General features: G+C 61.2%; 11 protein-coding genes. 10 read left to right on the top strand and 1 reads right to left on the bottom strand.

Features of this window, described 5'->3' with window-relative positions:
* Positions 1-42 precede the first annotated feature (42 nt).
* The 3 genes from gnd to GJW30_RS10445 are packed head-to-tail and all read left to right on the top strand — an operon-like array spanning position 43 to position 3,088.
* The gene (gnd, locus tag GJW30_RS10455; protein ID WP_096355035.1) at positions 43-1,056 is read left to right on the top strand and encodes a phosphogluconate dehydrogenase (NAD(+)-dependent, decarboxylating); all 1,014 of its coding nucleotides are present in this window, start codon (positions 43-45) and stop codon (positions 1,054-1,056) included.
* Positions 1,053-2,573 (top strand): glucose-6-phosphate dehydrogenase, encoded by a 1,521-nt coding sequence (gene zwf, locus GJW30_RS10450; protein WP_096355033.1) that lies wholly within the window; start codon positions 1,053-1,055, stop codon positions 2,571-2,573. The genes gnd and zwf overlap by 4 nt, the downstream gene beginning before the upstream one ends.
* Positions 2,570-3,088 carry a gluconokinase gene (locus GJW30_RS10445; protein ID WP_096355031.1) on the top strand — a complete coding sequence of 173 codons (519 nt, stop codon included), beginning with the start codon at positions 2,570-2,572 and terminating at the stop codon, positions 3,086-3,088. The genes zwf and GJW30_RS10445 overlap by 4 nt, the downstream gene beginning before the upstream one ends.
* On the opposite strand, the gene GJW30_RS10440 is transcribed toward GJW30_RS10445, so the two are convergent.
* Positions 3,073-4,887, bottom strand: coding sequence for a glycoside hydrolase family 15 protein (locus tag GJW30_RS10440; protein WP_096355029.1), 1,815 nt, complete (start codon positions 4,885-4,887; stop codon positions 3,073-3,075). The genes GJW30_RS10445 and GJW30_RS10440 overlap by 16 nt on opposite strands.
* Positions 4,888-5,051: 164 nt before the next feature.
* Between GJW30_RS10440 and GJW30_RS10435 the strand changes: the two genes are divergently transcribed.
* From GJW30_RS10435 to GJW30_RS10405, 7 genes are all read left to right on the top strand, one after another.
* Positions 5,052-5,429 carry a hypothetical protein gene (locus tag GJW30_RS10435; protein ID WP_130364883.1) on the top strand — a complete coding sequence of 126 codons (378 nt, stop codon included), beginning with the start codon at positions 5,052-5,054 and terminating at the stop codon, positions 5,427-5,429.
* Positions 5,430-5,431: 2 nt separating this feature from the next.
* Positions 5,432-7,378 (top strand): pyrroloquinoline quinone-dependent dehydrogenase, encoded by a 1,947-nt coding sequence (locus GJW30_RS10430; protein WP_197703787.1) that lies wholly within the window; start codon positions 5,432-5,434, stop codon positions 7,376-7,378.
* A 216-nt stretch (positions 7,379-7,594) separates the two neighbouring features.
* Positions 7,595-8,359 (top strand): class II aldolase/adducin family protein, encoded by a 765-nt coding sequence (locus GJW30_RS10425; protein ID WP_096355025.1) that lies wholly within the window; start codon positions 7,595-7,597, stop codon positions 8,357-8,359.
* Positions 8,360-8,502: 143 nt separating this feature from the next.
* Positions 8,503-8,991 carry a peptidase associated/transthyretin-like domain-containing protein gene (locus GJW30_RS10420; RefSeq protein ID WP_096355024.1) on the top strand — a complete coding sequence of 163 codons (489 nt, stop codon included), beginning with the start codon at positions 8,503-8,505 and terminating at the stop codon, positions 8,989-8,991.
* Between the two features lie 21 nt (positions 8,992-9,012).
* Positions 9,013-9,642, top strand: coding sequence for a ferric reductase-like transmembrane domain-containing protein (locus GJW30_RS10415; RefSeq protein ID WP_096355022.1), 630 nt, complete (start codon positions 9,013-9,015; stop codon positions 9,640-9,642).
* 93 nt (positions 9,643-9,735) lie between these two features.
* Complete coding sequence (locus GJW30_RS10410; RefSeq protein WP_096355020.1) at positions 9,736-10,176, top strand: hypothetical protein; 441 nt, start codon at positions 9,736-9,738, stop codon at positions 10,174-10,176.
* Positions 10,177-10,516: 340 nt separating this feature from the next.
* Positions 10,517-12,073: a L,D-transpeptidase gene (locus GJW30_RS10405; RefSeq protein WP_096355018.1), complete on the top strand. Its 1,557-nt coding sequence runs from the start codon at positions 10,517-10,519 to the stop codon at positions 12,071-12,073.
* Positions 12,074-12,124: the final 51 nt, after the last annotated feature.

Raw genomic sequence — 12,124 nt, 5'->3', positions numbered from 1 at the left:
GGCCGATACACTCCGCCCTCTTCGGCACGACAAGGTGACATAATGCAAATCGGTTTGATCGGGCTCGGCCGCATGGGCGGCAACATCGTTCGCCGTCTCATCTCCAAAGGAAAACACGACGTCGTCGTTTTCGATCAGAGCACGAAGGCCGTCGATGATCTCGTCGGCATCGGCGCAACCGGCGCAGAGTCGATCGCCGATATGGTCAAGAAGCTGAAAGCGCCGCGCACAGTGTGGATCATGCTCCCGGCCGGTGCGGTTACGGAGAAGACCGTGGAGACTTTCGCGGGTCTCATGGAATCCGGCGATACGATCATCGACGGCGGCAATTCGTTCTGGCAGGACGACGTGCGCCGCGCGAAGACGCTGCGCGAAAACGGCATCCACTACCTCGATGTCGGCACCTCCGGCGGCGTTTGGGGGTTGGAGCGCGGTTATTGCATGATGATCGGCGGCGACAAGGAAACCGTCGATCGCCTCGATCCGATCTTCAGCGTGCTCGCGCCGGGCGCCGGCGACATTCCGAAAACCGACGGCCGCACGGGACGCGATCATCGCGTCGAGAACGGCTATATTCACGCCGGCCCGAGCGGCGCCGGGCATTTCGTCAAGATGATCCACAACGGCATCGAATACGGTTTGATGCAGGCCTATGCGGAAGGCTTCGATATCTTGCGTAACGCCAACATCGAAGCGCTGCCGAAAGAACATCGCTTCGATTTCGACCTCGCCGACATCGCGGAAGTCTGGCGGCGCGGCAGTGTTATTCCGTCGTGGCTCCTCGATCTAACGTCGGCCGCACTCGCGAAGGGCGAACAGCTCGAGAATTACTCCGGGCACGTCGACGACTCCGGCGAAGGGCGCTGGACGATTAACGCCGCGATCGATGAAGCTGTGCCGGCCGAGGTCATCACGGCAGCGCTGTTCGCACGCTTCCGCTCGCGCAAGGATCATACCTTCGCCGAGAAGGTGCTCTCGGCCATGCGCCACGGTTTCGGCGGCCATACTGAGCCTCCCAAGCCATCCGCAGCAAAACCGGCAGCGAAATCCTCATGAATGCTGCGATCGGCGCCAACCGGCCTCCGCGCGTCGCGGAAGGCTGCGGTTTCGTTCTGTTCGGCGTCACGGGCGACCTTGCGCATCGTCTGGTCGTGCCGGCGCTCTACAATCTCGCCGAAGCGGGGCTGCTGCCGAAGGATTTCTGCATCGTCGGCGTGACGCGCTCCGACGTTCCGGCCGACAAGCTGCGCGAAGACCTCAATACGTCGCTCGCGAAATTTATCAAGCGGCCGGTCGATCCGGAGATTGCGAAAAGTGTGCTCGCCTGCCTCAGCACGGTGCGGGCAGATCCAAGCGACCCGGCGTCATTCGATGTGTTGAAGAAACATCTCGGTGAGCTGGAGACGCGGGGCGTAGCGAACTTCATTTTCTATTTGGCAGTGCCGCCAAGCGGGTTTGCGCCGATCAGCCAATCGCTCGCCAACGCAGGCTTGCTGAAGGAACAACAAGGGCGCTGGCGGCGGCTGGTGATCGAGAAGCCATTCGGCACCGATCTCGCCTCGGCGCGGGCGCTGAACCAGCAGCTCCTTGCGCTCGTCGACGAGCATCAGATTTACCGGATCGATCACTATCTCGGCAAAGAGACCGTCCAGAACATTCTCGTGCTGCGGTTCGCGAACGGGATGTTCGAGCCGATTTGGAATCGCAATCACATCGATCATGTGCAGATCACCGTATCGGAAACGCTCGATGTCGCGCATCGCAGCAGCTTCTACGACGCGACCGGCGCGCTGCGCGACATGGTGCCGAACCATCTGTTCCAACTTCTGTCGCTTGTCGCGATGGAGCCGCCGGCGCGCTTCGACGCGCATGCGGTGCGTTCCGAGAAAGGTGAAGTCCTCGCCGCGATCCAGCAGGTCTCGCACGTTGAGGCTTTGGAGAATTCGGTTCGCGGGCAATACACGACAGGCAAAGTCAGCGATCGCCAGGTCGACGACTATCGCACGACAGACGGTGTGGCAAAGAACAGCGCGACCGAAACCTATGCGGCGCTGAAGCTTTCCATCGACAATTGGCGCTGGGCCGGCGTGCCGTTTTACTTGCGCACCGGCAAGGCGCTGCGCGCGAAACGCACCGAAGTCGCGATCCGCTTCAAGCGCGCGCCGTTCTCGATGTTCCGCGATACAGCCATCGATCACTTTGCGCAGAACGATCTCGTCATCAGCATCGAGCCGAACGAAGGCGTGACGCTGCAATTCAACACTAAGGTGCCGGGGCCTGAAATCGCGATCAATGGCGTCGAGATGAAATTCCGCTACGAGGACTACTTCAAAGTCGCGCCGAGCACCGGATACGAGACGCTGCTGTACGATTGCATGACCGGCGACAACATCCTGTTCCAGCGCGCTGACGGGATCGAGGCCGGCTGGGCGGCAGTCGAGCCGTTCATCGAAGCTTGGAAAAGCGCCGGCCAGGACGGCGTGCAAGGCTATGCGGCGGGAAGCGACGGCCCTGCTGCTGCCGACGAACTGCTTGAGCGCGATGGCCGCGCGTGGCGGCGGCTCACACCATGAGTGCGCGTAAACTTGCGGCAATCGTCGTGATGGGCGTCTCCGGCGCCGGCAAAACGACCATCGCGGAAGCATTGGCGGAGTGGCTAGGCTACACGTGCCGCGATGCCGACGAATTCCATCCGCCGGCGAATATCGCGAAGATGAGTGCCGGCACGCCACTAACGGACGACGATCGCTGGCCATGGCTGCGCGCGATAGCTGCCGCGATCGACGTGGCGGGCAAGACCGGAAAGCCGATGGTTGTTACCTGCTCGGCGCTGAAGCATGCTTACCGCGACGTTCTTTTGCATGGCAGAGACGATGTCGTCTTCGCCTATCTCGCAGGATCTCGCGAACTCATCGCTTCGCGCCTGAAGCAGCGGAAGGGGCACTTCATGCCCCCTGCACTGCTCGACAGCCAATTCGCAACGCTTGAAGAGCCACGGCCGGACGAGCCCGTGATCACGCTCGATATCAACCATCCGGTCGACCAGATCGTCGATACGCTTGTCGCGAAACTTCAGCGCGAGCGCTGAGCATTCGGTGCTTGCGCAGGATGCAACGCGCTGTGGATATTATTTGCCGTGTTGATGATCGCGATATGTGTGAGCGCTTGCGGAAAGTTGCCGACCTGGCGCTGTGCGAGCGAATCGTATTGCTCCGCGACGAGACCAACATCGTTCGCGATGTTCGCGACGCGTAAGAACAGCTCACGCGCTTCGTCGATACGGCCGAGTAACACGTAAGCATCCGCAAGCCAGAGCGTACAGGCGAGGAACGCCCCTTCAATCGGCTCCAGCTCGCCATCCCGTTTCTGCCGCGGATCATGGCGCAAGATGAAGCCATCGCGCGTCAGATGCTCCGCGACCGCCTCGATCGTTGCGACGATGCGCTTATCGTTCGGCGGTAGAAATCCGACTGCGGGTAGCAGCAGCAGGCTCGCATCAAGATACGGCACGCCGTAGGCCATCATGAAGTGTCCCCGCTCGCGATCGAACCCGCGTGCGCAAACATCGGCGTGAATGACGTCGCGAATTTTCCGCCATCGCTCGACCGGCGCTTTGAAGCCGTATTGCTCGGCTGTTTTGATGCCGCGATCGAACGCGACCCAGCAGCTCACTTTAGAGAACACATAGTGTTCGCCGGGGCCGCGCGATTCCCAGATTCCGGAATCCGGGCGATCCCAAATCGTGGAGAGATGTTCGAGCAGCGCACATTCCATGCCCCAGCTCGTCTCGTCGAGTTCGATATTCTCCGTGCGCGCCTGGTGGAATGTGTCCATCAGCTCGCCGTAAACGTCGAGCTGAAGCTGCGCGTGCGCGGCGTTGCCGAAACGCACGGGCCGCGAGCGCTCGTATCCGGGCAGCCAATCAGCCTCCCACTCGAGCAAGCGCCGTTGGCCTGTGATGCTGTACATGATCTGCAAATTCGACGGGGCGCCGGCGACCGCACGCAGCAGCCAGTGATGCCAATCGCGGGCTTCGTTCTTGTAGCCGTTGTTCATCAGCGCGAGCAGCGTGAAGGTCGCGTCGCGCAGCCAGCAATAGCGATAATCCCAATTGCGTGACCCGCCGATTTTCTCAGGCAGCGACGTCGTCAAAGCCGCAACGATGCCGCCGGTCGGACGGTACGTCAGCGCTTTCAACACCATCAGCGAACGTTTGACGATATCGGCGTGCTTTCCGTCGTAAGTGCAGTGAGAAATCCACTCTTCCCAGAACGACTCCGTATCGCGAAGCGCATGTTCGGGATTGATCTCGCGCGGCACGTCCTTGTGCGAGGAGTCGTACGTGAGGACGAACGGAACGCAATCGCCTGCCTTCACCTCAAACTCGGAGATCGTCGTGAGGTCCTTGCCGGTGAGCTTCACCGGGGTGCGCAGAACCGCCATGTCGGGACCGGAGATGGCGCGGATGCCGCCGTCGTCCATCTTTTGCACCCACGGCACACTCGCTCCGGAATCGAATCGCAGCACGAGCTCCATCGTCATTGATACGGTGCCGCGATCGCCACACACGAGACGGACGATGTCGGAGGCTTCGCCGCGCGGCGGCATGAAATCGATCAGCGTGACGTCGCCGTCGGCGCAACGGAACGTCGTTTCGAGGATCAGCGTATCGGCACGATATTTGCGCGAGCTCTCGGTCACTTCGTCACGCGGCGCGATCAGCCAGCGGCCGTTGTCGCTTGTACCGAGAATTGCGGCAAAGCACGCTTCCGAATCGAACGACGGCCAACACAACCAATCGATCGAACCATTGCGGCCGACGAGCGCGCCGGTGAGACAATCGCCGATCAGCGCATAGTCTTCGATTTTCGAGGGAAGTTCGGCCAACACACTTACTCGCAGCAGACATGCAGCAAACCCAACGGCTTACCTTCCCATTGGTTCATTCACGAAGCAGCGACGACGCTGAATACGCTGGACAACAGCGGTAACCCAGTGGCAGCATTCGGGCGGCGGCACATCATGCCGCGCAAAGGACGAGAACAACAACCATGTCCTTGATGCGAGAGAATTTGGCTGCCTGGGTCATCGCGATTGCTGCGCTGCTCGGCGCCGTCGTTTCGCTCTACAACTACGTGACACCGCTGACGGGAATTGATGGCACGGGCGGCGCCCTCCTCGTCATCGTGTCGTCGTTGATCCTCGCGGGTGCCGCGATCCTCCTGGCGACGTGCCGGCTCGGCACCTTTCTCCGGCGCTTTCTGAAATTCTCAGCGTTGCTCGACATCGCGGGCACGTCATTCGCGGCCTACCTGCTCGAAACTCAATCTCTGTTGGCCCTTATGGCTGTTTGTTTCGTCGCTTGGCTGTTGATGGTTTTCGCGCACACTCAGTATTCGGCGCCGATCGCGCATCAATCGAAAGGCTAGTCATGGCTCGCATGAGAACCTTTCGCGCAACGGTCGCGCTTCTTGGTCTTGCACTTCCGTTTGGCGGCGCTTCGGCGCAGCAAACGTGGTCGCATTTCAATGGCGATCTCAAAGCGCAGAAATATTCGCCGCTGACGCAAATCACGCCGGAGAATGTCGGCAAGCTGCGCGCGGCTTGGCGCGTACACACTGGCGACAAAGCCGGCCCGGGTGTCGGACCGACGGGCGTGCACAATCGGCCGATGCCGCCACGCGGAAAAATTCCGGCGACGGTGTGGTCGGCGACGCCGATTTTCGTCAACGATACGCTTTATCTCGGCACGCCGTTCTATCGCATCTTCGCGATCGAGCCAGACACGGGCCGCGTGAAGTGGACGTATGACTCAAAGTCGGCGCTCGAAGCACTGACGCAGCCGGATCTGAAAAATCGCGGTGTCGCCTATTGGCAATCGGTGACCGCCGATGCGGGCCAGCCGTGCCAGAAGCGCGTCTATATCGGCACGATGGACGCGAAGCTGCATTCGGTCGACGCGGACACGGGACAAACGTGCAAAGACTTCGGCAAGGACGGCGTCGTCGACATCAACGTTTGGAACTCGGCAAAGAACAAATGGCCGCTCTCGATCTTGCAGCCGCCGACCGTGTTCAAAGATTTCCTCTTCGTCGGCTGGGCCGGGAAGGATTGGGAAGATAGCGAAGCGCCCGCGGGCTCGCTGTTCGCGCTCGATGCAAGGACCGGCGAGCTGCGCTGGACGTTCGAAGCGCTACCGAAAGACATCGCGGCGAAGACCGGCACGTCGAATATCTGGGCCAGCATGTCGGTCGATGAGGAGCGCGACATTCTTTACATCCCGGTCAGCTCGCCGAGCCCGAACTTCTACGGCGGCAACCGCCTCGCGCCGATCCCGCTCGGCACGTCAGTTACAGCGCTGAAGATTCAAACCGGCGAGATTCTGTGGAGCCGGCAGCTCGTTCATCACGACCTTTGGGATTTCGATACGAACTCCGCCGCGACTCTCGTCGACATCACGAAGGACGGACAGACGATCCCGGCGCTCGTGCAAACGTCGAAGCAAGGCTTCATCTACGTACTTAATCGCCTGACCGGGGAGCCGATCTACCCGATCGACGAACGGCCTGTGCCGCAGTCGAAAGTCGACGGCGAAGTATCGTCGCCGACGCAACCGTATGTCGCTAAGCCACAGCCGGTCGTCGGCGATCAGTTTCCCGGCATCTTCTGGCTCGCCGACGTGTCGAGCGGCGGCTATTGCACGCGCACACTCAAGACGCTGGTGAACGAAGGCCGCTTCACCCCGCCGAGCCTGCAAGGGTCGCTGATCTATCCGGCGACGATCGGCGGCGTCGAATGGGGCGGCGGTGCAGTCGATCCGGGTAAGCAAATCTTCGTCGTCAACAACACCAGCGCTGTGCAGATCTACAAATTGCTCAAGCGCGACGACTACAACAAAGCGACGAGCGTCGGCGGCTCGGAGACCGGCGGCTATTTCCCGATGCTCGGTGCGCCATATGGCATTCAGCTCACGACCTTCCTCAACCCGCTCGGCATGCCGTGCTGGAACCCGCCTTACGGTTCGATCTCGGCCTACGATCTCAAGACCGGCGAACGCCTGTGGAATAAGCCTTTCGGCCGCGTTCAGAAGTGGGGCTTCTACATGCCGGAATCGTGGGGCACCGTCACCATCGGCGGCCCGGTTGTTACTGCGAGCGGCCTCATCTTCATCGGCGCGTCGATGGACTCGCGCGTGCGCGCGCTCGACATGAAGACCGGTAATGTCTTGTGGCAAGCCAACGTCTCGGCGCCGGCCGTCTCGCTGCCTGCCGTCTACCAATACAAATCGAAGCAGTATGTCGTCTTTGCTGCGGGCGGAAACTCGATCCTCACGCCGCGAGTCAGTGACGAGATCGTCGCCTTCACACTTCCGGATTAACGCGAGCTATTATGCAAGAAGAGCCCAATTCGTTTCACCGGCATACCAAGCTTTTCGCCGCATTCGTCGTGCTGGCGATCGTGGCTTGGGCGATGTGGAATTTGATCCTCGCATAGCTGATCAACGATACGATATCGGGGCTATTGCGGTCTTGCTAAGCGCGCCGTTTCGGCTCCACTCTGGTGTCAAACGACAATCAGCTGAGGCGAGGCCGATATGAGCAACGTGTTTCAACTCGATAAAGATCAGATGAGCGCCGCGGAGTGGGAAATACGCTGCGATCTCGCGGCGCTCTACCGCGTCGTCGATCATCTCGGCTGGACGGACCTGCTCGACACGCACATGTCGGTTCGCGTTCCAGGCGAACCAAACGCGTTCCTCATCAACGACTATGAAGAGATGTTCGACGAGATCACCGCGTCGAGCTTGGTGAAGATGGATATGGACGGCAACGTCCTCGGCCGTCAGGGTCGTCACAACGCCGCCGGCTTCACGATCCACAGCGGTGTTTACAAGGCGCGGCCGGATGCGAATTGCGTGATGCACACGCATACGCGCGCCGGCGGCGGTGTCTCGTTGATGAAGAAGGGCATCCGGCCGATCAGCCAGGATGCGCTGCATATCTACGACGATCTCGTCTATCACGAATACGGCGTGCCGGCGTCGAAGGAAGAATGCGAAGCGCTCGGCGTCAGCTGCCAAGCGGGAAGCCACGTCATCCTGCACAATCACGGTTTGCTGGCGGTCGGCGATACGATTCCGGGAACGCTGCGCAAACTCTACATGATGGAGCGCGCCTGCGAGATCGAGCTCATTTCGCGGCAACTCGGCGAGGAGCCGATCATGATCGAAGACAGCATCATCGAGCGCGCGGCGCGGCGCATGAAGCAAGTGCGCGCCGAGCCAGCGTACGGCGTGAGCTATTTCAAGGCGCTCAAGCGCCAGCTCGAGAAGCTCGGTAAGAACGACTGCGCGCGTTGATCCTGTAGCGGTAGCTGAAGGCCGGTCGACTCACGGCACTGTTATTGTTGGGAATCGTTGTCTTGGCATCCTCGGCTGGGCGTCGGGCGTTAGGTGTTGTACGCTTAGGTTCAGCAACGGCTTCATCGCCGGGAGGAATCGACATGACCACCGTCATATTGAACCGCCGCAACATCATCGCCGCCGGCGGCACCGTATTCGCAGCCGGAGTTTCCGGCCTCTGGGTGCCCGCGGAAGCTCAGGGCGTCGCGCCGACGCCATCGATGTCGGGCGGCTCGAACAACTATCGCAAGGGTGCCGCCATCGTCGAACGGATCGGCAAAGGCGGCTTCGTAATGAGCGGCACCGTGCGACGCGCGGGCGATGGTTCGCCGCTCGCCGGGCAACGCATCCAGATTTGGGCGCACACCACGGAAGGCCAAGAGCACGAGCCGCAAAGTCATGGCGCCACGCTGACCGATAAGAACGGCGCGTTCCGCCTCGAGATGCCGCAGATCATTCCGGTGTTCGGTCAACCGCACGGACATCTCGCATACGACAGCGGCGAATTCAAAACGGTCTTTCTCCGCCCAGTTATGAAGAGCGCGAAGGACAAGAGCCTCGAAGCGCACTTCGTCCTTCAATCAGCCTGACAACAATCGAGAACTTGCAGAATGAATGCCGCGAAGGTGACCCTGATCTGGGCCGCCCTTGCGGCTGCCATCGGCGTGCCGATAGCCCTGGCAGCGACAAGTTCGCTCCTCGAGTATCGCGGCGCCGTTTACATCGTTGGCGGCTTCGCGGGAATCATGGCGCTCGGCCTCCTGCTCGTTCAGCCGCTATTGATCGGCGGATACCTGCCCGGCCTGACGGGCTATCGCGGGCGCCGGGTCCACCACTGGATCGGCGGCGCGCTGGTCGCTGCCATCGTTGTTCACGTCATCGGGCTCTGGATCACCAGCCCGCCGGACATGATCGACGCGCTCACCCTTACGTCGCCGACGCCCTTCTCATTGTGGGGCGTGATCGCCATGTGGGCGATTTTCGCGACCGGGGCGTTCGCTGCGCTGCGGCGGCGCCTGGGCCTGCGGCCGCGGGTCTGGGGCAGCATCCACATGGTGCTGGCGGTGATCATTGTAGTTGGGAGCGTCGCTCACGGGCTGCTGATCGAGGGCACAATGGAAACGATGTCGAAGGCGGCGCTGTGCGCGCTGGTCGTCATCGCGGCTGTGAAAGTTATCTCCGGCCAAGTGCTGCGGCGTCGGACTGCACTGCGCGAGCGAAGCGACGCGCGGCCGCAATAGCCTGCCGTTAGGCTCGAGCGCTTTTTAACCGGCGTACCCAGATACGTGAAACTTTCGACGCAACCCTTTCGAATCTCGCGGGTTGAAGCTGTTATGACAACTTCAGGCAACGACAAGACTGCCGCTCTCGGCCAAGAGGCACTCGATGCCGTCGCCGACGAGCTGCGTGCGAGCTTTCGTCGCGACGAAGCCAAGCCCGCTTATCTCGGCGACCGCATGTTGCCGGCCGATATGGAGCGAAAGATCACCGAGATCGAACGCAGCGTACAGACGCGAGATCTCGGTGTCTCAGCGGTCGAGAGTGCGCTCATACCGGAATTGACGGATACGCCGAGAGAGGAACGTACCGTAGCTCAGATCGCAGACATGATTCGCGATGAGCTCGGCGCGCCGCAGCTCGATCTCGATATTCGCGATACCGAGACGGAAGGGTGGCAGGTGCGCACAAACCAGCCCAATCTCAGCAAGCCGAACATTTTCGACATCATGAAAGTCGCTAACCGCCTGCAGCAGCGCTACGTGCTGCAGCGCTAACGACCTCACGAAACGTGAGGTGTGCGTGGCCGTATCGGTGTTTTCGATGCAGCCGGCTGTCGGCTGAATGCCCAATAGACCGCATAAGAGATCGCCACAGCCGCGACAAACGGGCCGAGCAGAGATAAACTTGCGATGTCTACAAGGGACGCGAACGACTCCATTTCCAACATGGCCGCCTCGCTGATTCGTGTTTCGGTAAATCAAGTATCCGGCGTGCAAAATGTTCCTAGGTGTGTGTTCCGCGACCTATTCACCGAACCGGGCTGTCGTGTAGATAGGATGCGTTCCCGCCGTTGGGCGCGGACATGCATTCGGCACCGGCATCTTCCGTGGAAGCATGACAGAACAAGCAAAAAAGTCGCGGCCCATCAAAGCGATACGATTTCAAACCCTTCCGGTAATCCTCGCGGCCTTCGTGGTTCTGGCGCCCCTCAGCCTTGAGGCTGCGCCACGAAAAACCAAGGCATCGCGCCCTGCGCAGGCCGCCGAAGCGACCGCGCCGCGTCAAGCCGGCGAGCCGATCATGGCGATCGTGTCGATCAAGTCACAGCAGGTCACGCTTTACGACGCCGACGACTGGATCGTGCGCGCGCCGGTGTCCACCGGCACCAAAGGGCGCGAGACCCCGGCGGGCGTCTTCGCTTTGGTCGAGAAGAAGGAAGACCATCGCTCGAACATGTACGACGATGCCCACATGCCGCATATGCAGCGCATCACGTGGAACGGCATCGCGATGCATGGCGGGCCTCTCCCAGGATATGCGGCGTCGCACGGCTGCGTGCGTCTGCCTTTTGGATTTGCGGAACGCATCTTCGGCAAGACGCGCATGGGCATGCGCGTCATCATCTCGCCGAACGATGCGGCGCCGGTCAGCATTGCTCACCCTATGCTTTTCTCGTCGCAAGCGGACGCCGTCGCGGCGGCGCCTTCACGCGCGCAAACGCTTTCACGCGAGGCCGAGGACGCCGCCAAAGCCGTCGACGCCGCGAAGAAGGCCGTGGTGACGACAGCGCGCGACGCCAAACCCGTCAGTGCCGCGCTACGAAAGTTCGAAGCTGCCAAGAAACGCGCGGACGTCGAGCTCGCCGCCGCCGAGAAAGCCCTCGCCAACGCGAAAGACGATGCGGCCAGAGCGAAGGCCGAGGAGCGTCAGCAAAAAGCTGCAGCGAAGGCCGCTGAAGCTTCGGCACAGCTTGAGGCCACTCAGGCCGACGGGAAAGCGAAGCTCGACGCTGCAGCCGCCGCCAAGGAAGCCGTGAAGGCAGCGGAGACGAAGAAGACCGAAACCGCGAAGGCGGCGCGCGATGCAAAGCTCGCGTCGGTGCCGGTCTCGCTCTACGTCAGCCGCGCGACGCAAAAGCTTTACGTCCGGCGCTCTACGCAGAAACCGGAGCCGGATGGTGGCGAGCGCTACGACTACAGCATCGAAGTTCCGATTCAGATCCGCAATCCCGAGAAGCCGATCGGCACTCACGTCTTCACCGCGATGGCACGCGGCGACAATGGTTTGCGCTGGTCGGCGGTAACGATCGACGAAGCCGACAGCGCGAAGGATGCGCTTGATCGCATCACGATCCCGAAAGATGTGCTCGACCGTATCGCACCTACGGCCCTGCCACGTTCGTCGATCATCATTTCGGATGAGCCGCTGAGCCGCGAAACAAACTACCGCACCGAGTTCGTCGCGGTGCTGAGCAAGCAGCCGCAGGGCGGCTTCATCACACGCAAGCCGACGCCGAAAGTCGAAGTCGCAAGCGCTCGAGAGGACGATTACGGCGGACCCTTCTCGTGGTTCCAGCAACGCCGAGCCCCCGAGCCACGCTATGACCCGTGGGGCCGCGAGCCACGCTATCAACCGCAGCCGCAGCAACCACAACGCGGGTGGCGTTGGTAGGAGTTTAAGGTTCGCGCGCCGACGCTGCCAAGGTAAACCCGATTTAACGTC

Origin of the sequence: Variibacter gotjawalensis, from assembly GCF_002355335.1 — a bacterium.
Lineage (GTDB): Bacteria > Pseudomonadota > Alphaproteobacteria > Rhizobiales > Xanthobacteraceae > Variibacter > Variibacter gotjawalensis.
Note: the sequence above shows the minus strand (reverse complement) of the source record. Positions and strands in the feature narration are given on the sequence as shown.